Origin of the sequence: Serratia sp. CY83965 (assembly GCF_052166375.1) — a bacterium.
GTDB classification, from domain to species: Bacteria; Pseudomonadota; Gammaproteobacteria; order Enterobacterales; family Enterobacteriaceae; genus Serratia; species Serratia marcescens.
On sequence record NZ_JBJNOV010000001.1, the window covers coordinates 1,011,917 to 1,035,335 of the forward strand.

The 23,419-nt window shown below is 57.0% G+C and carries 26 protein-coding genes and 1 tRNA gene; 16 read left to right on the top strand and 11 right to left on the bottom strand.

Annotated features, from left to right (window positions below):
* Positions 1-187: 187 nt before the first annotated feature.
* Entirely contained in the window at positions 188-841 is a 654-nt protein-coding gene (locus ACJ8PL_RS05005; protein ID WP_060431595.1) for a hypothetical protein, read from the bottom strand.
* 128 nt (positions 842-969) lie between these two features.
* Between ACJ8PL_RS05005 and ACJ8PL_RS05010 the strand changes: the two genes are divergently transcribed.
* The 8 genes from ACJ8PL_RS05010 to ACJ8PL_RS05045 all read left to right on the top strand — a co-directional run bounded on the left by ACJ8PL_RS05010 (position 970) and on the right by ACJ8PL_RS05045 (position 7,489).
* Positions 970-1,311, top strand: a complete 342-nt coding sequence (locus ACJ8PL_RS05010; protein WP_041034540.1) for a hypothetical protein — start codon at positions 970-972, stop codon at positions 1,309-1,311.
* The gene (gene terL, locus ACJ8PL_RS05015; RefSeq protein WP_274985349.1) at positions 1,308-2,918 is read left to right on the top strand and encodes a phage terminase large subunit; all 1,611 of its coding nucleotides are present in this window, start codon (positions 1,308-1,310) and stop codon (positions 2,916-2,918) included. The genes ACJ8PL_RS05010 and terL overlap by 4 nt, the downstream gene beginning before the upstream one ends.
* Before the next feature lie 13 nt (positions 2,919-2,931).
* Positions 2,932-5,508 carry a phage tail fiber domain-containing protein gene (locus ACJ8PL_RS05020; protein ID WP_442530872.1) on the top strand — a complete coding sequence of 859 codons (2,577 nt, stop codon included), beginning with the start codon at positions 2,932-2,934 and terminating at the stop codon, positions 5,506-5,508.
* A gap of 31 nt (positions 5,509-5,539) precedes the next feature.
* Complete coding sequence (locus tag ACJ8PL_RS05025; protein WP_442530874.1) at positions 5,540-5,848, top strand: hypothetical protein; 309 nt, start codon at positions 5,540-5,542, stop codon at positions 5,846-5,848.
* A gap of 5 nt (positions 5,849-5,853) precedes the next feature.
* Positions 5,854-6,360 (top strand): lysozyme, encoded by a 507-nt coding sequence (locus ACJ8PL_RS05030; RefSeq protein WP_442531038.1) that lies wholly within the window; start codon positions 5,854-5,856, stop codon positions 6,358-6,360.
* Entirely contained in the window at positions 6,345-6,719 is a 375-nt protein-coding gene (locus ACJ8PL_RS05035) for a hypothetical protein (protein ID WP_442530876.1), read from the top strand. Before ACJ8PL_RS05030 ends, ACJ8PL_RS05035 begins: the two co-directional genes overlap by 16 nt.
* Positions 6,716-6,973 (top strand): hypothetical protein, encoded by a 258-nt coding sequence (locus ACJ8PL_RS05040; RefSeq protein ID WP_079451962.1) that lies wholly within the window; start codon positions 6,716-6,718, stop codon positions 6,971-6,973. Before ACJ8PL_RS05035 ends, ACJ8PL_RS05040 begins: the two co-directional genes overlap by 4 nt.
* A gap of 117 nt (positions 6,974-7,090) precedes the next feature.
* Positions 7,091-7,489, top strand: coding sequence for a HumD family translesion DNA polymerase (locus ACJ8PL_RS05045; RefSeq protein ID WP_350428542.1), 399 nt, complete (start codon positions 7,091-7,093; stop codon positions 7,487-7,489).
* 447 nt (positions 7,490-7,936) lie between these two features.
* On the opposite strand, the gene ACJ8PL_RS05050 is transcribed toward ACJ8PL_RS05045, so the two are convergent.
* Positions 7,937-9,277: an anaerobic C4-dicarboxylate transporter gene (locus ACJ8PL_RS05050; protein WP_004927934.1), complete on the bottom strand. Its 1,341-nt coding sequence runs from the start codon at positions 9,275-9,277 to the stop codon at positions 7,937-7,939.
* 119 nt (positions 9,278-9,396) lie between these two features.
* Between ACJ8PL_RS05050 and ACJ8PL_RS05055 the strand changes: the two genes are divergently transcribed.
* From ACJ8PL_RS05055 to ACJ8PL_RS05065, 3 genes are all read left to right on the top strand, one after another.
* On the top strand, positions 9,397-9,966 hold the full coding sequence (locus ACJ8PL_RS05055; RefSeq protein ID WP_232036920.1) for a PaaI family thioesterase: 570 nt from the start codon (positions 9,397-9,399) through the stop codon (positions 9,964-9,966).
* A gap of 141 nt (positions 9,967-10,107) precedes the next feature.
* Positions 10,108-10,389 carry a hypothetical protein gene (locus tag ACJ8PL_RS05060; protein WP_016928239.1) on the top strand — a complete coding sequence of 94 codons (282 nt, stop codon included), beginning with the start codon at positions 10,108-10,110 and terminating at the stop codon, positions 10,387-10,389.
* A complete protein-coding gene (locus ACJ8PL_RS05065) occupies positions 10,355-10,906 on the top strand; it encodes a hypothetical protein (RefSeq protein WP_004927924.1) in 552 nt (183 codons plus the stop codon). Before ACJ8PL_RS05060 ends, ACJ8PL_RS05065 begins: the two co-directional genes overlap by 35 nt.
* A 57-nt stretch (positions 10,907-10,963) precedes the next feature.
* Here ACJ8PL_RS05065 and ACJ8PL_RS05070 read toward each other — a convergent pair whose 3' ends face one another.
* The 6 genes from ACJ8PL_RS05070 to ACJ8PL_RS05095 all read right to left on the bottom strand — a co-directional run bounded on the left by ACJ8PL_RS05070 (position 10,964) and on the right by ACJ8PL_RS05095 (position 18,013).
* Positions 10,964-11,233, bottom strand: a complete 270-nt coding sequence (locus ACJ8PL_RS05070; protein WP_016928237.1) for a hypothetical protein — start codon at positions 11,231-11,233, stop codon at positions 10,964-10,966.
* A 96-nt stretch (positions 11,234-11,329) separates the two neighbouring features.
* A complete protein-coding gene (locus ACJ8PL_RS05075) occupies positions 11,330-11,467 on the bottom strand; it encodes a hypothetical protein (RefSeq protein ID WP_162531381.1) in 138 nt (45 codons plus the stop codon).
* Between the two features lie 142 nt (positions 11,468-11,609).
* A complete protein-coding gene (gene proP / locus ACJ8PL_RS05080; RefSeq protein ID WP_004927916.1) occupies positions 11,610-13,112 on the bottom strand; it encodes a glycine betaine/L-proline transporter ProP in 1,503 nt (500 codons plus the stop codon).
* A 414-nt stretch (positions 13,113-13,526) separates the two neighbouring features.
* Positions 13,527-14,894 carry a TolC family protein gene (locus tag ACJ8PL_RS05085; RefSeq protein ID WP_442530877.1) on the bottom strand — a complete coding sequence of 456 codons (1,368 nt, stop codon included), beginning with the start codon at positions 14,892-14,894 and terminating at the stop codon, positions 13,527-13,529.
* Between the two features lie 3 nt (positions 14,895-14,897).
* The gene (locus tag ACJ8PL_RS05090) at positions 14,898-16,835 is read right to left on the bottom strand and encodes a MacB family efflux pump subunit (RefSeq protein WP_442530878.1); all 1,938 of its coding nucleotides are present in this window, start codon (positions 16,833-16,835) and stop codon (positions 14,898-14,900) included.
* A complete protein-coding gene (locus tag ACJ8PL_RS05095; protein WP_442531039.1) occupies positions 16,832-18,013 on the bottom strand; it encodes an efflux RND transporter periplasmic adaptor subunit in 1,182 nt (393 codons plus the stop codon). The genes ACJ8PL_RS05090 and ACJ8PL_RS05095 overlap by 4 nt, the downstream gene beginning before the upstream one ends.
* 240 nt (positions 18,014-18,253) lie before the next feature.
* Between ACJ8PL_RS05095 and cho the strand changes: the two genes are divergently transcribed.
* The 5 genes from cho to ACJ8PL_RS05120 all read left to right on the top strand — a co-directional run bounded on the left by cho (position 18,254) and on the right by ACJ8PL_RS05120 (position 20,624).
* Entirely contained in the window at positions 18,254-19,102 is an 849-nt protein-coding gene (gene cho / locus ACJ8PL_RS05100) for an excinuclease Cho (RefSeq protein WP_442530879.1), read from the top strand.
* 112 nt (positions 19,103-19,214) lie between these two features.
* A tRNA-OTHER gene (locus ACJ8PL_RS05105) sits at positions 19,215-19,311 on the top strand.
* 185 nt (positions 19,312-19,496) lie between these two features.
* A complete protein-coding gene (locus tag ACJ8PL_RS05110) occupies positions 19,497-19,796 on the top strand; it encodes a sigma-S stabilization anti-adapter protein IraP (protein WP_016928230.1) in 300 nt (99 codons plus the stop codon).
* A 123-nt stretch (positions 19,797-19,919) separates the two neighbouring features.
* Positions 19,920-20,423, top strand: a complete 504-nt coding sequence (locus ACJ8PL_RS05115) for a YlaC family protein (RefSeq protein ID WP_016928229.1) — start codon at positions 19,920-19,922, stop codon at positions 20,421-20,423.
* Between the two features lie 69 nt (positions 20,424-20,492).
* Positions 20,493-20,624, top strand: coding sequence for a hypothetical protein (locus tag ACJ8PL_RS05120; protein WP_015377413.1), 132 nt, complete (start codon positions 20,493-20,495; stop codon positions 20,622-20,624).
* Positions 20,625-20,689: 65 nt separating this feature from the next.
* Here the strand turns inward: ACJ8PL_RS05120 and ACJ8PL_RS05125 are convergent, their stop codons facing one another.
* The 3 genes from ACJ8PL_RS05125 to ACJ8PL_RS05135 all read right to left on the bottom strand — a co-directional run bounded on the left by ACJ8PL_RS05125 (position 20,690) and on the right by ACJ8PL_RS05135 (position 23,293).
* Positions 20,690-20,818, bottom strand: coding sequence for a hypothetical protein (locus ACJ8PL_RS05125; protein ID WP_016928228.1), 129 nt, complete (start codon positions 20,816-20,818; stop codon positions 20,690-20,692).
* Between the two features lie 246 nt (positions 20,819-21,064).
* A complete protein-coding gene (locus ACJ8PL_RS05130) occupies positions 21,065-22,786 on the bottom strand; it encodes a potassium/proton antiporter (RefSeq protein WP_015377414.1) in 1,722 nt (573 codons plus the stop codon).
* A 282-nt stretch (positions 22,787-23,068) separates the two neighbouring features.
* Positions 23,069-23,293, bottom strand: a complete 225-nt coding sequence (locus ACJ8PL_RS05135; protein ID WP_016928227.1) for a hypothetical protein — start codon at positions 23,291-23,293, stop codon at positions 23,069-23,071.
* Positions 23,294-23,419: the final 126 nt, after the last annotated feature.

Genomic DNA, 23,419 nt, shown 5'->3' on the forward strand with positions numbered 1-23,419 from the left:
ATTCGCTGTATCTGGCGTTCTACTTGCTGTGGATCGCTTTAAATACATACTGAACGATCAGGCCAAAGCGTTGTGTTGGTTTGTGTTCATAATACACGCGATATTGCTAGTCGGGAGCATTGCGACTGGAAAACTGATGTATTTTTCTCCTGACTAATATCATAGCCCGCTGCGTGCGGGCTAATTTTTATCTTCCCTTATGCTTATCCCAACAAGTTTTACACCACGCCATTAAACCATCTGCATTTGAGTTATTTGGGTAGAAACTAGTTCTTTTCCGACGAACCTTACACATAGGGCACCATTTCATGTGCTTGGTGTTCTTTTCGCCCTTAAGACAATCTGTGCACCATATTGTTAAACCGTCGGGATGTTTGCTAGATTTGCTGAATTTATTATACGGTAAGTTTATTCTACATCTTGTACACTGCTTCTTATCTTCGGAAATGCTGGAAGCTTTGCCTCGTTCTGTCGTAAACCTATCAGTATTACTGGGAATTTCTTTTGGCTTATTGACCAGTACTGGTTGAACCTCAATCACGGGTTTTTCATCTGCGACAATTTTTTTCTGTGTTTCTATGCTGGCCTTCTGCTTGTAGTAATCATTAATAGCTTGCAGGTCATATTCTGTTTTGTCGGTTACACTTGCAGCCCCAGGCTTGTGGTACTGAGTGGAAGTACTATCCATAACCTGTGTGCGCTGTACGCGGATCTCCCCATCGTCGGTTTTTATTGTTCTGTTGTGGGTGACAACGGTTCTGTCTGAGACTTTGGTGCGGTTCTGGCTGATAATAAAAATTATTACTGCCACGACGCCAACCACGATAAAAAAAATTTCCATACTGCTTCCTAGCTAGTTTAGTCGTTCTTATAAATGTAATTGTTCTTGACTAGGCAATCAATCAATAGTCAGGAAACCGACCAACCACTCGCCACATCATAGCCCCATGACAACCATGGGGCTTTTTTATGCACAACGATTACAGAACCCGCCTGACCGCGCTGAGCGACAAGTTAACCGACGTCGTGCTGGAGGAAGCCGATCCGGATACCTGGCCGGGCGCCGACAAACCACTCGACAAACACACGAAGCAGGAGCGCGGCGATCGCTACTGGTGCAAGAAGAACGCGGCGGCGTCGCTCACGCTTCTGGTGAAGGTACATTCGCTGATCGGCATGCACACGCGCGGCGGAACACCGAAAGACGGCGACGAGCCGGACGACGAGGCGTTTCGCCTTGGGCAGCAGGTATCCGCCGCTGAGCGCGCGGCGCAGGAAGTTATTGAACGCCTACAGCAGCGGAAAAAATGATCTCGTTCGTCGCCTTTTTCATCATGTGGGCTGAGCGGATGGGGTGGGATGTTCCCGACTGCCATTACCGCGCCTGTCACTGGCTCGAGCACCGCGGCGATCTGGCGGTGCTTCGCTGTTTCCGTGGCTTCGGTAAATCCACCATTCTGGCGGTGTATAACGCCTGGCGTTATTACCAGAATCGCCAGTACCGGATCCTGCACCAATCAGAGGCCGACGGCACGGCGTACAAGACCAGCCGCGACACGCAGAACGTGCTGCGCAATCACCCGCTGACGCGCGGCATGCTGCCGGACGGGCAGGGAACCGTTGAGCAATGGTGGGTTAACGGATCGCTGGATATGCGTAATGGCAGCATGTACGCAAAAGGCATCCTGTCGAACGTCACCTCGGCCCGCGCCGACGAGTGCCAAAACGATGACGTCGAAGTCCCACGAAACATCCAGACGCCGGAGGCGCGCGAGAAACTGCGCTACCGGCTCGGCGAACAAACTCACATCCTTGTGCCCGGCGGCCGCAAGTTGTTCATCGGTACGCCGCACACCCACGACAGCCTATACGATGAGGTCGAAGCCATGGGCGCCGACTGCCTGACGATCAAGCTTTTCGAGAAAGAGCACCGTATCGATGAAAAACAGGCGACGGCGCGAAGCTACGCGCTGCCGTTCCGGCCGGAATACGTCTTTGTCGGCATCCATATCGGCGCGCGCCTGCTCGCCGAGGGCGTCGACTATCAGCTGACAACTGCCGGGATCACCTTCGCTGAGCCACCGGGAACGACGGTCGACTGCTACGCCGAATGTGCATGGCCAGAACGGTTTACGCCGGCCGAGATGGAGAAGCGCCGGCAGGAAACGCGCACGGTAAACGAATGGGATAGCCAGTACCAGTTGCACAGCAAACCGATCGGCGAATCCCGCCTCGACCCTGAACGCATCCGCGAGTACAACGTGCAGCCGGAAATCCGGTACGCGAACCGTACCGCGTCGATGTGGCTTGGCAGCCAGCAGATTGTCGGCGCTGTCGCCTGGTGGGACGTGGCCACCGGCAAAGCGAAATCGGACGCCAGCGCCTTTTCGCTGGTGCTGACCGACGCACGCGGGCACCTGTACTGGCATGTGTGCCAGGAGCTGATCGGCGATCTGGCCGAGTTCGACGAGCGCGACAAAATTACCGGCGGCCAGGTGGTACAGATCCGCGAGCTGGTGATCCGGTACCAGATACCGCAGGTTGTGGTTGAAGTAAACGGGCCCGGTAGCTTCGCCGGCAAGCTGCTCCGCCAGGCGCTGAAAGGTACCGGCTGCGGCGTCCGTGAGGAGTTCACCATAACCAACAAGCAAAAACGCATCCTCGATGCGTTTGAGGCGCCTCTGTCGTCCCGTTTCCTGTGGGCGCATAGCGACGTGCTAGACGGGCCGGCCTACGATCAAATGCGAGATTTCAACCCGGCGGTAACCAACCAGCCGGACGACTTTATCGATTCTGGGGCGGGTGCTATCAGCGAGACGCCGGTGCGCATCGGAAAATTGGTCGGGAAACCGACCGCTCAGGGGCGGGAAGATTGGCAGCCATCAGATGGCGATCACGAGGTCGCCGTGGACTACTAAGAGGCTTCCCCCGATGGCGGTTCCAATCCAAACCCCTTACAACATCTACACCGCCAACGGCGTAACTACGGTATTCCCGTATGAGTTTTTAATTCTGGATGCAGGTGATTTAACAGTTTCCATAAATGGCGAGCCCGTTACTTCGGGCTTTAGCATTACCGGCGTTGGCACAACGAACGGCGGCGATGTGATTTTCCTGACGCCGCCAGCTGCTGGCGTAACAGTGATGAATCTTCGCGAAATTCCGGCTACGCGTCTGCAAAACTATCAGAACAACGGTGATCTGCTCGCGGCCACCGTCAACAACGATTTTGATCGGTTGTGGCTGGCAATCCAGCAATCCTACCTGTATCTCGGTTTGTGCCTGCAGCGCCCGCTGCTCGGTGGCCCATTCAATGCCCACGGCTATCGCATCGAGAATTTAGCCGATCCTGTAAATCAGCAAGACGCTGCGACAAAAAATTATGTGCTGGTAAAAATTGCTGAGTCAGACGCCGCCGGGGCGGATGCCTTGGCGCGTGAACGCGCCGAGCGTATCGCTTCTGATATCGACATCCGTACTGAAACCGGTGTCGCTTTAGGGAAAACTGTCAGGTTCCCGTACGCGCAGCCAATCTTGACTGGAGATACGGCAAACAAGGTTTTCGTTACTGACTCGCAGGGGTTGGTAAAGCTGGTCGATCTTGACGACGCGACGCGCACCGACTTGGCCGCCGATCTTGCTTCACGCGGCAATCCAGGTGGCGCCGGTATGATAGGGCACAAGGGCACAACGCTTGCCGAGATCCTCAATCTGATTTCGTCGGTTACCGTTGAGCCTATCACTGACGCGGGGATGTACTGTGCCTGGCCCCAGGGGAAGGTATTCAGCCACAAAAACAAGGCGTACTGCCTCTATAACGTCGGTGATACCCACAGCAACGCCTCGTTGAGCGTCTACCAGCAAATTTCTGAAAACGGCACCGAGTGGTCGCGGCCGGCGCCGAGGCTCTCGAACTCTGACGCAACGACTTGGCCGCAGGGTGTATCGGCATGGGGGGCCGGATCTGACGGCGTAAATATTTGGATGGCCGCTCGCTTCCGACGCGTTTCAGACGAATCACAAAGCAAGTGCGTAATTTACAAAAGCGCCAATGATGGCTCGGTCTATACGCCGGTTCTTGACCCGGTACCTCTGTATGATTCCACCGGTAAAGCACCCGTTCTCATGCACTCTTTTGCCTTGCTTCCCAACGGGAATATTGCGTTCGGATACCATTTCTACGATGGCGAAGTAGGGATCGTTCAGTTTAATCCCAACAACCTAGCCGAAATGACAAAGTCCGTCATTTTCACCGCCGAGGAAATGAACAACACGCCAATGCTTGTTGAGCCAACTATGCAGGTTTACGGTTCGCGAGTTGTTGGGTTTCTGCGAACCCAAAGCAATGCAACACGCCCGGCCGTCATGTGGTACAGCGATGACAGTTGCCAGACGTTTCAGATTCGTGAGATCGACGGCGTGCCAAACCAATCTCCGGTGTCGATTACGTCATATAACGGCAAGACCTATGTTTTCTACTGCGGCAGATATCGCGATGGGAACTCAAGCAATGCCTTAACAAATAGCCCGGTGTTGACGATGCGTGTCGGCAATGATGACGATGCGCTAAATCTGCTCTGGGAAAACTTCGTTGAAATCCCCATTGCAGCAGTACCGAGCATTTACAACGATGTTGGCGCATCAGCCACTGGTGTTCAGGATGTTTGCGTGCGCGGCAGCAAGTTGGTTGTCTGCCTTTCGGTAAATATTGGAAGCAACGTTGACCAATCGGATGTTTGCGCGGTGTCTATTGATCTAGGTGCCCCTAGGCAAAACAAATTCTTCCTCAGCGAGGGGGAATTTAAAAAGCCTCGAGCTACTGACTACCCATCTAACTATCGGTTTGGCAGCGTAAATATCGTCAGCCTAGGCAATACCTCCGCGACACTGCGAATGAATGGACAGGTCATTGTTCAAGATCTAACGGATGCAGTGAGATTTGGCTCAACTGTTGCCGGCGGCAGTAAATCGCACGTGTTCAATAACGGACAGGCACCGGCATACATCGATGTCGCGGCAAGCAGCACTAACGTGAGCATTTCAGCCTACTCGGGATACGCACGGCTGCGCGCCGGTCGCGGTCCGGAGGGTTACGCTTCTATTCAACTCGACCGAGATACGAAAGCGGTCACCGTCAGCAACCCCAATAACGTCGGCGGTTTCGGTCTAACACCCGAAGGCTACATCGCACTTTCATGCAACTGGCAGCACCCGATGGTGCTCGACGGCGGGTCCGGCGGGAAAATTTATCTCTGGGTTTCCGGCACAAACAACATCATGAAGCACAGCATGACGCCGCCGACTTCAGATAACGATGGTGAGTTTTTGGTACCGAATAAAACAACCACTGTTGCGGGGTTAGGAACAGGTACTGATACCGCTCGCTATGCATACGCTACGAATGGCCGCAAGGTTGGTGAGTCTGGCGGAGCTGGGACCGGCGTTCCCGTTTATTGGGACGGTTCAGTTTGGCGCGTGTATTACGACAACTCGATCGTAGCGGCTTAATCAACGCCGCCGACAGCGGCGGAGGTGGAGCATGAAAATGAACGACCAACAACCCGTAAACATCGTGACGCAATTCTTTGCCTGGTTGGCCGCGATTGCGTCCGCAGCCGGGATAACGACACAAGACCTAATCTACATCGCGTTTGGTGCAATCGGTGTACTGGTATCCGTGCTGTCCTTCGTGCTGGGGCGCATAGACGCAAGGGCTAAACGCAAACAGGAGGAGCGCAGAACAGCGCTCTATGAAGGGTATTTGGAGCGTCGCAGCGGAAGAGCTGGGGTGTCTATAGATGAGGCGGATCAGTACACGCCTTTGCCGGGCGGGGAGAGTGAAATGTGAGTGCAATCAAAAAGGGAGGCGCCGCCGGTGCAATCTGTTCTGTCGTGGTAATCATCGGCCTGGTGCTATCGAACGGTGAGGTAAAAACCAGCCGCGCCGGACTGGAGCTGATCGGCAACGCCGAGGGCTGCAGCCGCGACCCGTACAAATGCCCCGCTGATGTGTGGACTGATGGCATAGGCAATACGCACGGCGTTAAACAAGGCGTGCGCAAGACAGATCAGCAGATCGCCGCCGACTGGCAAAAGAACATCCTGGCGGCTGAGCGGTGCGTTACCAACTATGCCGCCGGCGACAAGCTGCAGCAGGGTACCTTCGATGCGGCGGTGAGCATCACGTTTAATGCCGGTTGCGCGACGATGCAGAAATCGACGATGTTCAGGCTGTTCCGCCAGGGGGAAACTGTGGCCGCTTGCGATCAATTCCCTCGTTGGGTGTATGCCGGCGGCGTAAAGCTCAACGGCCTGGTGGTCCGCCGTGACAAGGAGCGCGCGCTATGTCTGGCAAAATAACATCTACGGTGGTGATCCTGCTGGCGCTGGCGGCTGTTGTCGGCGCTGGCGCCTGGCTGGCCGCGCGGCACTACCAACCAACGATTGACCGCCTCAACGAGGCGCTGACGCAATGCCGCGATACCGGCAGGCAACAGACATCTACGATCGCCAGCCAGAACGCTGGCATTGAGGCGCAGCGACGCGCTGATATTGAGCGAGAAGCCAAGGCAAAGGTAGCGCAGGAAAAAGCCCGCAGTGAGGCGCAGGGAGACTATGAGAGAGCAAACGAGGTTATGGCAGAGCGAACCACAGGCGATGTGTGCGCGGCGGCGTCTGCTGCGTTTGACGCAGAGCTGCGCCGGGAGCGTGCCAAATGAAAAAGCTGATCGTAGTTTCTGTTCTGGCACTGGCAAGCTGCTCAAGAACTCCGCCGGCGCCATCATATGTCGAGGTTAAAGTTCCGATCTCGGTGCCGTGCAAAACCGCAGACGTTGCGCGCCCGGCGTTCGCTGTTGACCAGTTGCCGATTGGTGCACCTATCGACATGCAGATGCGGGCATTGCGTGCTGAACGCCATCAGCGCATCGGCTATGAGCTTGAACTGCTGGCGGCGAACGAAGCCTGCAAATAATTTTCTTTCCTGCGACATCATAGCCATAGCGCCAGTATACGACTCGGCGCTTTTCTATCTCTCCCATGAATGATTACACTGTATGTGTATACAGTATTTTGTTGTGAGGTAAACACCATGGGAATGATGCCAAAATTTGCCAGCCCGGCAGCAGACTACGTTGAGCGCCGCTTGAGCCTTGATGAGATCTGCATTTCAAAACCGAGTGCCACTTATCTGCTACGCGCCGCCGGCCAGGCGCTGGCGGTCGGTATTCATGCTGACGCGCTGCTGGTTGTCGATTCGTCGGCGACGCCGGTGCACGGTAGCATTATCGTTGCTGCTGAGGAGGGTGTGCATGTGCTGCGGCGCCTGCGCCTCTATCCGTATCGCGCGCTCGAGTTTCTCGATGGATCTGGCCGCGAAACTGAACTCGGCAACGAGGATTCGGAAGAAGGGATCGAGGTGTTCGGCGTGGTGATGTACTGCGTGAATGATATGCGGTCGTGCGAGTGGGATGATCTGCCGGTTATTTGATGAATGGTCACTTTTTCATCTTGGGGTGTATTGCAGCATGAAGGGTGTATTCAATAAGGGATTAAAGGTAACTTGGCGTCCGCCGGTTATGCATGTAATTGTTCGGAAGATGGGGTTTTGTCATGCTCTAACTAGATGATTTCTAAATGCACAGTTATTAATCCATGTTCCGAATTTTTAAATAACCCATTGTTTTTAAGAATGTTAACGCTGAATTTAAAATCCCTCGGCTTATGGCTGTGCGGGTTCAAGTCCCGCCCCGGGTACCAGGGAACGAAAATACCGAATAATCAAAGCAATAAGTAGTAATGTCGTAGACCGCCGAGAGGCGGTTTTTTTGTTTCTGTCATTCGCATCACACCTGCATTCCTCCCTGTCTTGTCATGCCTTATACCCATGGATTGTCATCCTGCTTGCAGGGAGCCCCGCAGGGCTCCAAAGTACAACTCATAAGAAACCGAACGCCGCAGCGAGGATCCAGCCGAAGACGCAGGAGACGCTGACGCCGATCAGGCCGGGCAGAATAAAGCTGTGGTTGATCACGAAGCGGCCGATGCGGGTGGTGCCGGAGCGATCGAACTGGATTGCCGCCAGATCGCTGGGGTAGGTTGGCAGAATGTAATAACCGTAACAGGCCGGCGCCGAAGCGACGATATAGGCAGGGTTAACCCCGATCGCCAGCGCCACCGGCACCAGCGCCGCCAGTGCGGCGGCCTGCGAGTTGACGAATTTCGACACCAGCAGCAGGATCAGCGCATAGGCCCAAGGGTACTCTTTCACCAACACACCCAGTGTGGCCTCGATCTGCGCCAGGTGCGCGCCGAACATGGTTTCCGCCATCCAGGCAACACCATACACCGCCACGATGGCGATCATGCCGGAACGGAATACCTCGTTTTTAGAGATAGACGCCGGGTTGGTGCGGGTGATGATAACGATCAACGCCCCGGCCATCAGCATGCACATCTGGATCACCAGAACCATGGAAAGTGGCTTGCCGCCGAAGCTGGGCCGCAGGCCGGAAAAGGCTCCCAGCACCGCCACCAGGGCGATGGTGGCGAGGAAAATCCACATGGCGATCCAGTTGCTGCGCGGCAATACCCGGTCCAGCAGGGTAGCGGCGTCGCCGTAGACGTAGCGATGGTTTTCCGGCACCGAGATGAACTTCTGGAACTCCGGGTCTTTGTCCAGGTCTTTGCCGCGGAACCAGCTGAAGATGCCGATCGCCAGAATGCCGCACAGCGTCGAAGGGATGGTGATAGACAGCAGATCGAGGAATTCCAGATGGCGGCCATTGAAGGTGTAGCTGCTGAGCATCGCCACCAGTGACACCACCGCCACCGACACCGGGCTGGCGATAATGCCCATCTGCGCGCCGATCGAACTGGCCGCCATCGGCCGTTCCGGGCGGATATTGTTTTTGATCGCCACGTCATAGATGATCGGCAAGATGGTGTACACCACATGGCCGGTGCCGCACAGGATAGTGAGAATGCAGGTGACGAAGGGGGCGATGATCGAGACATAACGCGGGTTGCGCCGCAGCATCCGCTCGGCGATCTGCAGCATGACGTCCAACCCGCCTGAAGCCTGCAGGGTGGCGGAGGCCGCCACCACCGCGATGATCACCAGCATCACGTCTACCGGCGGTTTGCCGGGCTGCAGGTGAAAGCCAAACACCAGGATCATCAAACCGATGCCGCCCAGTAACCCCAGCGCAATGCCGCCCTTACGCGCCCCATACAGCAGGCATGCCAATATAACCGCTAATTGCAGAAAGAAATCCATGATAGATACGCCTTAAAATGTTGAACTTAACTGCGTTCAGTTTCCGGCGGTGTTTACAGTAGAAAGTTGTTTTAAATCTAAAGGCTCTTAAAAATTGTGGTTATTGACTCTAAAGAGTGATGATGGTCACGTTCAGAGAATCTGAAGAGCAGGCGGCTGACGACATCAGCACGAAAAAACAAGCCAAGAGGTCAGACCTCTCCTATATAACCGGTTTGCCACCAGAGGAGAGAGCAATGGATCCGACAAAAATGACCGGGCTGGCGTTATTACAGGCTGCGATGGCTGGCAAGATCCCGCCGGCCTCGATCGCTGAAACCGTGCCCATGAAACCGGTCGCGGTGGAAGAGGGGTATATCCGCATCGCGGCGCGGGCCGACGGGCGCCATCTGAATCCACTGGGGGGCGTACATGGCGGTTTCGCCGCCACGGTTTTGGACTCGGTGACCGGTTGCGCGGTGCACAGTACGCTGGGCGCGGGGATTGGCTATGGCACCGTCGATCTGCAGGTTAAAATGTTGCGCCCTGTGCCTAAGGAAACTGATCTGATCGCCGAGGGGCGTCTGGTCTATGCGGCGAAGAACGTCGCTTTCGCTGAAGGCACGCTCAAAACGGCGGAAGGGAAGCTGCTGGCTTCAGCAACCGCCACTTGTTTTATTATTCGCCCCGCCGAACAAGCACCGCAATAACCTGCTCTTTATCGGGCTTCGGGCTATCAACCCGGAGCCTGATGCATTTATCTTTGGCTGCATACCTTGCTGCGCTACGATGGCAGGCGCGATACGCCATTGTGGTCTAGTATTCTTGGGTGAAAATTTATCGGGGTGATTATGCAGCCGTATAAAGAGGTTGAGTTTGATCATGAGCTTTGTCTGGCGATCGGCAAAGCCGTATTAGACGTGGTGGCGCAGGGGGAAGAAACCAGCGCTCCGGCGGTGATGAACGCGATTGAGCGGTCGGTGGAGCAGGGGCTGGATGATGACGAAACCGCCATCGCCGACGACGCCCTGGATTTGATGGCTCGTCTCATCCACGGCTTCAGATTCATTAATCTCGCGGGTGAAGAGGATACTTCCCATGCATTGGTTGAATTTCAAGCGCTACAAGAGTGACGTTGCCAAACAGGCTGTGCCGCCGCATTTGAATGCGGCTGAGTTTGCGCGGCATTACGCTGACAAGCCGCAAGCCGATACGGAAGAGTACCTTTCGTTGAGCGGGGAGATGTGCTGGGATGCGGTGGTGCTTTGCGCTCATCGTTCAGGCGCGCTCAGCAAGGCGAAATACAAGCAGCTGTGGCTGACGGTGTTCGATAAGCAATACAAACATTTCGTCAGCCCTGATGATACCGAGATCCGCACCATGGCGGATATGCTGCGCGCGCCGCAGGGATGTTTTATCGGTATATTTTCCATGCGCGACGCGGCGGCGCCCCGTTTGCTGCATGCCATGATCGGCACCGGCGCGGGATTTGCCGCGGGCAATAAAAATCTTTGCATCGGCGTGGGGGGCGCGGTCGGTTGGGAAAATCTCAATCTGGCGCGCGATCTGCGCTGGCAGCCGGAAGGCGGTTTTTTACGCCAAGGCGACAACGAAGTGCTGCGCATTTTTTATCGGCCTTTCCCCGCCTGAACCACCGGTCCGCAGGCTTTTTAGGATAAAAAACCGCCGTCCGGCGGTTTTTTTTGCTTACTTAAACCCGCCGTTGCGCATGAACTCAAGACCGGCGGTGGTGATCCGCGTTTGATGCGGATCGATATCATAGTTGTTCTCGTCGATGTCGCTCATCACGTAGGCTTGTATCAGCCCCTTGGTTTTGAGATAGGCGAAGGGATCGGCGAAGGCGTGCGGGCTGGTGGCGTCCTGCTTCCACAGTTCGTAGGTTTTTTCATCCAGCGTGCCGGGGTGATTGGCGGCCAGCCGGGTCAGGATCTGATTGTAGAACTCATAGTCGGTCATGATGCCGTCCTCTTTATCGCGAGCGACAGTCTCGGAAAATAGCGTAACGTCTATCAATCATAGCCGAAGTTTTCCACCGCCTGCGGCGGCGTCGGGTTAGCCGCGTTGGCTTTCAATCCAGTGAAACAGACGTGAAATGCTGCAGGTGATATCGCCAATGTTGAAGAGCGCGCCGAGCCACAGGGTCAGCATCACCAGGATGCCGATGATGATGGGAAGGTCCATTTTGCTCATGATTATGTTCTTCATCAATAAAGAGTGTGCGGCAAAGCGTACCACCAATCCTGATTGTCATAAAAATGCGCTGCGCATTATTTCTTTTGAAATCAAAGTAAAAAAGCCACCCAAACGGGTGGCTTTTGTCTTTCAGCGGCGATCAGTCCAGCTTGGGGTGCTGGTCTATCAGGATCTGCTTTTTCTTTTCCAGCTCGGCGATCTGCGCGTTGATGTCCTCGACTTTCTGTTCGATATTGTCGTAGGTCTCCTGCAGCAGTTCTTTCGCTTCGGTACGGTCAGAAGCGGCCGGCGTCGCTCCGCGCAGCGGCTTGTTGGCGGTCTCTTTCATGTACAGACCGGTGATAAGACCGATCACCGCCACAACCATCAGGTAGTAGGCCGGCATGTACAGGTTGCCGGTCGCTTCGACCAGCCAGGCAGCGGCGGTCGGTGTTGCACCGGCGATCAGTACCGAAATGTTGAACGAAATCGCCAGCGCGCTGTAGCGAATGTGCGTCGGGAACATTGCCGGCAGAATCGAGGCCATCACCCCGGTGAAGGAGTTGAGCAGCACCGCCAGCACCAGCAGACCGACGAAGATCAGGCCGATGACGTTGCTGTTGATCAAAATGAAGCACGGGATCGCCAGCGCCAACAGGCCGATGCTGCCGCCGATGATGAACGGCTTACGGCCGATACGGTCGCTGGTCAGGCCGATCACCGGCTGCACGAACAGCATGCCGATCATGATGGCGATGATGATCAGAACGCCGTGATCCTCCGAGTAGTGCAGGTTATGCGACAGGTAACTCGGCATGTAGGTCAACAGCATGTAATAGGTCACGTTGGTGGAAATCACGATACCGACGCACACCAGCAAACTTTTCCAGTGTTTGGCCGCGATCTCTTTGAACGAGGTTTTCGGCGGATTTTCGATGGCGTTGCGATCCTCTTTCTCCATCTTATCCACGTGCTGCTGGAACGCCGGGGTTTCTTCCAGCGCATGGCGCAAATAGAGACCGATCAGGCCCAGCGGTGCGGCGATGAAGAACGGAATGCGCCAGCCCCAGTCGAGGAAGTTAGCTTCGCCGACGATGCTGGAGATCAGCACCACAACGCCTGCACCCATCACAAAGCCGGCAATGGAGCCGAAATCCAGCCAGCTCCCCATAAAGCCGCGTTTGCGGTCCGGCGAGTATTCGGCGACGAAGATCGCCGCGCCGGAATATTCACCGCCGACGGAGAAGCCCTGCGCCAGTTTGGCCAGCAGCAGCAGGATCGGGGCCCAGATGCCGATCGACGCATAGGACGGGATCAGGCCGATACAGAAGGTGCTGACCGCCATGATGATAATGGTGACCGAGAGGACTTTTTGCCGGCCGAACTTGTCGCCCATGGCGCCGAAGAACAGGCCGCCGAGCGGACGCACCAGGAAGGGCACGGAGAAGGTCGCCAGCGCGGCGATCATTTGTACGCCGGGCGAGGCGCCGGGGAAGAAGACCTGGCCAAGTGCGTAGGCGACAAAGCCGTATACGCCGAAGTCGAACCACTCCATCGCATTGCCCAGGGCCGCTGCGGTGATCGCCTTCTTGAGTTTGCTGTCATCGATGATGGTGATGTCGTTAATGTGCATCGGTTTATGTCGTTTTTTTCTTAACTTCATATAATCATCCCTTAATGAATTATTCGTTGTTCGTGAAAGCGTAATCTCCGTTCACTGTTGTTTTCGAGTTATCAAATAGGCTAATCGAATCGCGGTTCAAGACGATTCATTATCCACATTTAAGTTGGGATGTGGATCACAAAATACCGTCATTTATGCCAAGGTTATGTCATTTAGGTGACTAATTATTTTGCATCTATAGCTTAACGTTATATCTTGCGGCGATCAAATCCAGCAGTTTAACTTAAGTATTTGCACCGATTTGGTGCGAGAATGGTCTAATAAATGTGCGATTTGACGATTTTTCGTCTAATTGGTGATGTTTCAAGTATAGAGAGTGCGGGAGATAAAACCGGAAAAATTGATGTGTTCGCCGCTAAAAAAACGCCTGACCCACTGGCCAGGCAGTTTGGATTAGGGCGCCGACGAACCGCCGAACTCCAGATAGATTTTCGCCAGATTCTGGTACTGCGCGAAGCGGTTTTCGTCCACTGCCAGTTCCGCCTGACGGCGTTGCTCCTGCGCGTTTAACCAGTCGGTTATGGTGACGGCGCCCTGCCGGTAACGCACTTCGTTCAGCCGTTCCGATTTGCGCGCCAGCGCCAGCGAGGCCTGCAGCTGTGTCTCTTGCGCCAGCAGTTGCGCGCGCAGCGACAGGGCGTTGTTCACATCGCCCATCGCCTTGTACAGCGCCTGCCTGAACTCCAGCTCCAGCTGTTCATAGTCGTTGCGGGCGATCTTGATCTCCACGCCCATTTGTCGCCATTGCAGGAACGGCATCGTCAGGCCGGCGCCGAGGCTGCCCGTCGGGTTGCGCAGGAATTCCAGCAGCGCGCTGCTGCTGGCGCCCAGCGAGCCAGTCAGGCTGAACGCGGGATAGTATTGCAGACGTTTCTCGTCGACGTTGGCCAGGGCGGCGCGCAACCGCAGTTCTTTAGCGTTGAGATCCGGACGACGGCTCAAGACGCTGGCGGGAATGCCGGTGTTGATCTGCGGCATCGCCGTCGTCGGCAGACGCGCGGGCGCGATAGTGGCCTGGCCTGATGGCGCGCCCCGCAGCACCGCCTGTTCATTCAGCGCCTGTTGACGATCGTGTTGCAGCGTCAACAGCCGGCTTTCCTGCGTCAATAGGTTTTGTTCCGCGTTCACCACGTCCAGCGCTGAGATGCTGCCGGCCTGATAACGGGCGTTGGCCAGCCGCAGCGTCGTTTTGGCATACGCGATGCTCGCCTGGCTGACGCCGATCTGCTGATTGAGAAAACCGATGCGCCAGTAGTTGGTGGCGGCGTCGGCCAGCAGCGTCAGCCGCGCCGTTCGCAGATCCTGCTCGGAAGCCTGGCTGGCCCACTCGGCGGCGTCGCGCTGGCGCGCCAGTTTGCCCCACAGATCGACTTCATAGCTCGTAGAGAGAGTCGCGCCGCTGGTTTTATTCCAGGCGGAGGACTCGGACAACGGGCGATTGATGCCGCTGCTTAACGAGGCGCTGACGTCAGGCGCTGTGCTGATGCCGACGCGTTCCGCCTCGAGCCGCGCGCGGTAGACGCGCAGCACGGCGACGGCCAGATCGTTGTTGCTCGCCATCACCTGTTGCAGCCAGCGATCGAGCTCAGGATCGTGGAAATCACGCCAGTCGAACGGCGTCGGCGCGGCGTTTTCGGCGGCGTATTGCCACCCCGTAGGATAGTTGACCTGCGGCGCCCGGTAGTCGCTTTTCAGGGCGTTGCCGCAGCCGGCGGTGAGCAGAGCGGCGAGGCTTAACGCCAGGGGCGAGAGAATTTTCATGGGTTACTCGCTGGCCAATGAAACGACCGGATCCATCCTTGCCGCTTTACGGGCGGGGAGATAACCGAAGATCATGCCGATTAAGGTTGAACAGAAAAACGCCGTCGCGGCGGCTTGCCAGGAATAGATGGCGGTGAGCATGCCGCCCGCCAGCGAGGTGAATAGCGAACCGGCGGCGAACGACAGCGCAATGCCCAAAATGCCGCCGATCAGACAGACCAGCACCGCCTCGATCATGAACTGTTGCATGATATCGCCGCGCCGTGCGCCGACCGCCATGCGCACGCCGATCTCGTGGGTGCGCTCGGTGACCGACACCAGCATGATGTTCATCACGCCCAGGCTGCCGATCACCAGCGAGATCGAGGCCACCATCAGGATCAGCAGGCTGAGCGTCATCGAGGTGCGTTCGATCGATTTACGGAACTGATCGCGGTTGAACGTCATGAAATCCTTGACGCCATGGCGTTGGGTCAGCAACTGCGTGATGGCGCTGACGGCGGCTTCGCTGGCGACGTCGTCCTTCAGGCGCACGGTGATGCCGCTGAGCGTGGTCTTGCCGACCATACGGTACATCACCGTGCTGTAGGGCATCCAGACGCTGATGCGGTTAGGCGCATAGTTGCGTTCGCTTTTGGCGACGCCGACTACCCGCGCCGGCACCGAGCCGAGAAATACGATCTGGCCGAGCGGCTCGACGCCAAAATCGCCGAACAGCGCCTGGCGCGCGTTATCGTCGATGATCACTTCCTGCAGCGCGTTGCGATCGTCGCGGAAGGTGGCGCCTTGCACCAGCGTGATGCCGTTGACGCGGAAATAGTCGCGCCCGACGCCGGTGATCGAGGCGGTGGCGGATTTGCTGCGAAAACGGATGCTGTCGGACGCGCTGACCTCCGGGCTGACGCTGTCGACGAAGCTTTGCTGCGCCAGCGCGTCGGCGTCGGCCGGCACCAGGGTGCGGATGCTGTCGATGGCGTCGTCGAAGAAGTCGCGCCCCGGATAGATGCTCACCACGTTGGTGCCGAGCCCCTTGATATTCTCCAGCGTGCGCTGCTTGGCGCCTTCGCCCAGCGCCACCACCGTCACCACGGCGGCGATGCCGAAGATAATGCCGGTCATGGTCAGCGCGGTGCGCAGGCGATGGGCGTTCATTGCTTTCAGCGCCATATGTAGCGATTCGCGGGTGCGGTCAATCAGGCTTTGCCAGCCGCTTTGCCGACTGCGGTTCGGCGGCGGCAGCGATGGGCCGGACGCCGACTTGCGGCCGCTGTCAGCGATGATCTCGCCGTCTCGCAGCTCGATGACGCGGTGCGCATGCTGCGCCACGTTCATATCGTGGGTCACGATCACCACGGTGTGGCCGCGCTGATTCAATTCGCTCAGGATCGCCAGCACTTCCTGGCCGGATTGGGTGTCCAGTGCGCCGGTCGGTTCGTCCGCCAGGATAATTTCGCCGCCGTTGATCAGCGAGCGGGCGATGCTGACGCGCTGCTGCTGGCCGCCGGAAAGCTGGCCGGGCTTGTGGTCTTCGCGTCCCTCAAGGCCCAACCGCGCCAGCAGTTGCGCCGCTCGCCGCCGCCGCTGATCGCGCCGGGCGTTGGCGTAGATAGCCGGAATTTCGACGTTGCCCAGCGCGCTGAGATCGGGCATCAGGTGGTAACGCTGGAAGATAAAGCCGATATGCTCGCGGCGCAGGCGGGCCAGTTCGTCCGGCGACAGGTGGGCGGCGTTCTGGCCGCTGATGTAGTAGTCGCCGCGATCCGGCACGTCGAGGCAGCCCATGATGTTCATCAGCATCGATTTGCCGGAACCGGAGGCGCCGATGATCGCCACCAGCTCGCCGGCGGCGATGGTCAAATCGATGTCTTTCAACACCGTCAGCGTCTGACCGCCGTTGGTGTAGGTTCGACTGATGCCTTTTAGCTCGATGATCGCGTTCACAGGAAAATGCCATCCTCAGCCGACTTGGCGGCGGGCTGCGACAGCACCACGGTTTCACCGGCTTTCAGGCCGCTGAGGATCTGAATATCGACGTTGTTGGTGATGCCTGTGGTCACTTCGCGCGTTTCCAGCCGCTGATCCTGAGTCAGCACCTGCACCTGCTGCACTTTTCCTTCGGTTTTATGCACCGCCTGGATCGGCACCAGCAGGGTGTTCTTCGCGTCGCCGAGCAGCAAGGACACCTGCGCGGTCATGGCGATGCGCAGGCGGTTTTCCGGGTTTGGCACGTCCAGCAGCGCGTTGTAATAGACCGAGGCGTTCGAGGTGCCGGAGCCGGAAGCGGAGCTGGTGCCGGCGAGCGAGTCGTCTTTCATCACCGATTCCGGTGCCAGCTCGATGGTGCGCAGCGTGGCGTCGTAGCGCTTATCCGGATCGGAGAAAATAGTGAAGTAAGCCTTTTGTCCCGGCGAAATGCGGGTGATGTCGGCTTCGGAGATCTGCGCCTTGATGGTCATCATATCCAGCCGCGCCAGCTTGACGATGGTCGGCGCACTTTGGCTGGAGTTGACCGTTTGTCCCTGCTGCGTGACCACGGCGATAACAATGCCGTCCATCGGCGCAACCACGCGGGTATAGCCCAGATCGATTTTTTTCTTCTCGACTTCGATCTGCGATTGCACCAACTGCGCATTGAGCGCCTGCAGATCGGCGCGAGTGGTGGCGAGCGAGGCTTCGGCGGTCTCGAAGTCTTCCCGCGAACTGGCTTCGTCGTTCAGCATGCGGCGCTGGCGTTTGAAACGCGACTCCGCCTGTTTCAGCAAGGCCTGTTTGGCTAACATATTGGCTTTGACTACGTTCAGCGCCGCTTCGGCGTTGCGCAGATCGTTGCGCTGTTGCAGATCGTCGATGTCGGCGATCGGCTGCCCTTTGGTGACGCGATCGCCCAGCTTGACCTTCAGCGATTTGACTTCGCCGGAGACGCGGGCGCCGACGTTGACGCGTTCGATGGCATCCAGCCGCCCGGTGGCAAGCACGGCGTTTTCGATATCGCCCAGGCGGGCCGGCGCGGTAACGTAATCCTGCTGCGGCGGGCGTTGCCAGTAGATGGCCAGCGCGACGGCGACGGCGATGAAAACGATGGCGGCGAGCAACGCCAGACGGCGGGAGGGGAGTTTCAGTGATGACATACCCAGGTTTTCCATAACGATAAAAGCGGCGGTTCCAGTCTGCCATCATGGCAGCGCCAGCTTGAACTGGCGCTAAACGTGAGGCGCTTTCCCGCTGGAAAGGGGATGGTAAAGGCTTTCCCGCTAAAGATCACGGCGAGTTATTATCTTTCGGGTGTGCAACCGGCTGCAGGGCGCGTTATACTGGCTAAAAAACCAGTATTCATTCATCAGCAGGACAACACCGCCGCCATGATGCCAAACCGCCTCGAGCCGGAACTCGACATTTATCAATACCCGGAGCACCTGCGCGCCTGCCTGGCGCCGTTGCCCAAAGGGCCGGGTGTGTATATGTTTCACGGTCAAAGCGAGAGCCTGCCGCTTTACATCGGTAAAAGCGTCAATATACGCAGCCGGGTGATGGCGCATTTCCGCGCGCAGGACGAGGCTAAAATGCTGCGGCAAACCCGACGCATCAGCTTTATCGAGACCGCCGGCGAGTTGGGGGCACTGCTGCTGGAGGCGCAATTGATCAAACAACAACAGCCGCTGTTCAACAAGCGCCTGCGGCGCTCGAAGCAGCTGTGCGCGCTGCGCGTGCAGGCAGACACGGTGACGATTGCTCACGCCAAAGAGATCGATTTCGCCGTTACGCCCCATCTCTACGGGCTGTTCGCCAATCGCCACGCCGCGCTGGAAAAGCTGCGCGCCATCGCCGACGAGCATCGTTTATGTTACGGCAAGCTGGGGATCGACAAGCTGCCGGCGGGGCGAGCCTGTTTCCGCTACAGCCTGCGCAAGTGCGCGGGCGCCTGCTGTGGCGTTGAGTCGGCGCAGGAGCATGCGCTGCGGCTCGGCGCGGCGCTTGAACAGCTGAGCATCGCCTGTTGGCCGTTCGCCGGGCGAATGGCGTTGGAAGAACAGGGCGAGACGCTGCGTCAGTACCATGTGATTCACAATTGGTTTTATCTGGGGTCGGTCAACAGCCTGGCGCAGGCGCAGCGGCTCCAGAGTGCGGCCAGCCATTTTGATAGCGATGGCTACAAGATTTTGTGCAAGCCACTCATGGCCGGCGATTATCGGATTATTGAGCTGCCGTAATGCCATAACGCTATCGATAACCTAAGACTTATCCGTAAAGTCAGGGCATTATGCTAAAAAAGCTTGAGTCCATAATGTTGTTATGGATAATGGCGCCCCGAAGCGAAGGAATGCGCTATTAACTCAGTTGGCAGAGTGATTGGTTTTATAATGGCTTGTTTTGGCTTGAAAATTGATAGACGCGGGTTCGAGTCCTGCATAGCGCGCCAGCTTTCTTTCCTTCATCTCACCGCGCTTATCGTAAAGCGCACCCGGGTTGATTTGCACTATCGGCTCCTCGTTGGGATTTTCGGGTGTGCTTTACCGTAACCGCTGGCTTTCCTTCCTCTTTCTCTTTCGATCCTTTGCTAAACTGTAATCAGGCAGGCTTGCTGCCCGGCAACAGGAGGTCGATATGTCTCACTCCGAGCAACTGCAGGAACTCTTGCAACGCGTCGCCGCCCTCGAGGCGAGAGAGAAAGCGCTGAGCGCCGCGTCCAACGCTTATCAGGCGATTATCACCACCATGTTGGGCAATATGGAGAAGACCGAACGTGACCGGATCATCGCGATGATCGATCAGGCTCATGAAATCGCTTACGCCCGCGCCATTCAACGCAGCAACGAACCGCAAAAGCAGAAGATCAAACAGGCCGACGATGTGGCCCAGCGTATGTTCATGTTTGCACAGGGCAAGGCCGCCCAGCCGCGCTGAAGCCGAACTATAACAGTTGCCGCCATTAAGTTGGCTAACTGATCTACCCGGCGAAACTGTACTTGTGTTACTTTTAGCGGTGAGATTTGATGGCAATGCTGTTTCCAGCATAAGGTTGTAACGATGGACGCGATTAAAAGCATCTTGGTTAAAGAGATTGAACAGATCAATCGGCGTGAAGGGCGGGACGGCAAGCCGCGCTTCAACAGCGAATTCGCCCGCACTCACCGCTATCTGTGCCTTGCCATGTTCGCCGGTTATTTCGCGGTGATCGCCGTGATGTATCAGGTGCCGTACATGGGGATATATGCCTTCCTGGGCTTCACCGCTTTCGTGCTGTTCATGTTCGCCATGCTGCTGATCGAGATCCGGCCGGTGTACCGCTTCGAGGACATCGGGGTGCTGGATCTGCGAGTTTGCTACAACGGCGAGTGGTACTTCACCCGCGCGCTGTCGCCTTATGCGGTGCAGCAGCTGCTGGATGAGCCATCTATCGGCGCCGCGCTGAAACAGAAGATGCGCGTGATCATCGGCAACAAGGGCGAAATCGACTTCTACGACGTGTACGACATGGCCTACGGAAAAAAGCCGCAGGATGAGACACCTCAGTTGGCGGCGGCAAACTGAAAGGTTTCCGGCCGGCGGCTTGTCGATTATACTCAGCGTTTGAACGCGAAGCAGAATGAGGACCAAGCGATGAGTGATGATATTTTCGATTTTGATATCGATGCCGAACTGGCGAAAGCCGAAGAAAAAGCGGCGCAGAAGGTAAAAGAGGTCCCCGAGTTCCTCGAAGACGAAGCGGACTGCGAAGGTTGCAAGATCTGATCGCCTGCCCCATAAAAAAAACCGCCGCGGCGGTTTTTTTTATGTCTGAGCGTCGCTGGGTATTATCAATCCAGCACGAATCCCCAGATCAGGAACGCCGCCACCAGAATCAGGCAAAGCGCGGACACCGTCACCAGTATTTTCCCCAGAATGTCTTTTTCTTGTTCCTGCTGCGTCACGTTGAAATTATCCAATTAAAAGTCTATGGACCAAACCGGCGATGCTGAGATCGGCTGCCGCTACGCCCAGCGCCATGAGCATCATCACCGAAAGAAATCGAGTCTTGCCGTTCACATCCTTAATCCCTGTGGACGCCGCTGTTAGTTTTTATATCAAAGGGATATCATTCAGCGACGCTCTATTTCATGCATCATGATAGTGATTAAGAACGTTCTTAAGGCCAGAAGTTCCCTCATCGGGTAACGCCGCCCGCGGTAGCGTCAGTCGGTTACGATTCGGACGCCTATCTTACTAACTTGATTGCCGTCCATTTCGGCTATGGTCCAGGTCAGGCCGTCCCATTCCACCTGGTCGCCGATCACCGGTTCACCGCCGATCAGCTGAATGACGAACTGCCCCAGCGTCTGCTGCTCGTCGACGTCGTCTTGCAGATTGAGGCCATAAACCTGCGAGATGTCGCTTAAACGGGCGTCGGATTGCAGGATAAAGTCGCCGAAGAAGCGTTCGTCGAGCGTCACGGCCGGCGCCTGGCTGAACAGCTTGCCGAGGATCGGCAGATCGTGCTCATGGCCGATGACGCACAGAATATCGTTCTCCCGCAGCCGGGTACTGCCGCTAGGATGCAGCAGCTCTTTGCCGCGGAACAGGGCGGCGATGCGGGTATTGGGCGGCATTTTCAGCTCACGCAGCGCCGCGCCGACGCACCAGTTTTCCGCCGAAAGCTGATACACGAACTGTTCCCACTGGTTTTCCGGGTGTACATCCAGCCCAACGCGGGAGATCGGCGTCAGCGCCGGCGGCACGATCACCTTGGCTTTTTTAGCGGCGAACGACAGTGTGGTGCCCTGCAGCAGCAGGGAGACCAGCACCACGAAGAACGCCACGTTGAAGAACAGCTGGGCGTTGGGCAGCCCGGCCATCATCGGGAACACTGCCAGAATCACCGGCACCGCGCCGCGCAGGCCGACCCAGGAAATAAAGCCGCGCTCGCGCAGGGTAAAGCTGCGGAACGGCAGCAGGCCGATAAACACCGACAGCGGGCGGGCGAACAGGATCATCCACAGCGACAGCAGCAGAGCAGGGATGGCGATCGGCAGCAGCTCGTGCGGGTTGAGCAGCAGCCCGAGCACCAGGAACATGCCGATCTGGCTGAGCCAGGCCAGGCCATCGAAGGTTTGTACGATGCCGTGACGGTTGCGGATCGGCCGGTTGCCCAGCAGCAGGCCGCACAAATACACCGCCAGAATGCCACTGCCGTCCAGCGCGGTGGTCAGTGCGAAAATAAGAATACCGCCGCTTACCGCCAGCAGCGGATAGAGGCCGTCCGCCAGTTTGATGTGGTTGATCAGCGTCAGCAGCAGCCAGCCGCCGCCCAGACCGAAGACGATGCCCATGCCGAACTGCTGCATCAGATGCAGCGGGAAGGTCCAACTCAGTGCGGTTTCCCCGGCGGCGATCATCGCAATCAGCGTGATGGTGAGAAACACCGCCATCGGATCGTTGCTGCCGGATTCGATCTCCAGCGTGGCGCTGACGCGTTCGTTCAAACCTTTGCCCCCCAAAAGGGAGAAGACCGCGGCGGCGTCGGTGGAACCGATGATGGCGCCGATCAGCAGCCCCTGCAGCAGATCGAGATTGAACAGCCAGGCGGCGGCCATGCCGGTCAGACCGGCGGTGATCACTACACCGACGGTGGCGAGAGAGAGTGCCGGCCACAGGGCGACGCGGAAAGAGCTGACCCGGGTACGCATGCCGCCGTCGAGCAGGATCACTGCCAACGCGAGGTTGCTGACCAGATAAGCGACCGGGTAATTGCTGAAGACGATGCCGCCGGGGCCATCGACGCCGGCCAGCATGCCGATCGCCAGGAAGATCACCAGGATCGGAATGCCGAGCCGGGAAGAAAATGAGCTGAGCAGAATGCTTGCCCCCACCAGCACGGCACCGATGACGAACAAACTGTTAATGGTGCTGGCATCCAAAATATTGCTCTCCTGAGGCTGGGAATAGGGGGGGCACTGCGCGTGTGCCGATGATAACGTGTTTAGTGGGTAAAACGCCAAGGCTGATTGTGAAAACAACCGATCAATTATTGCCTGTTGGCACGTTTGAACTACGAAAGTGAGGAGAAGAGGGGAAATTCTGCCTTTTATCTAACATTATCAGGCTGCTGTGTTTCTGTTTCGACAATAATGTCCCATTCGGCGGAGGAAAAACCATTAAGCCCGCGCAGGCAGGCTTAATGGTTTGCAGGCGCGGTAGGATTAATGATCGAGCGATTCCAGCGCCCGTTTGATCAGTTCGGTGGCCAGCTTGCTTTCCGCCTCAGAAATACCGTCGAGATTGAAGTTGGAAAGCTCAGCGACCAAAACGCTGCGTTCTTTGCCGCTGATCGAAGCGTCCAGCGCGGACAGCAACCTGCCGAGGATCTTCAGCAGGGTGGCGTTTTCCGCTATGGCTTCTTGAGCCGGGGGGGTCTTATCGGTCATTCAAAATCCTCTCTGTCGTGACGGAAGGGAGATGCAGCTAACGCCATCGAATAAATTAAACGATCGCGCAGCCCTTCGGGGGTGTTGAGCCCAATCACTACCGTAAGGCAGGGATCCGGATTTCTA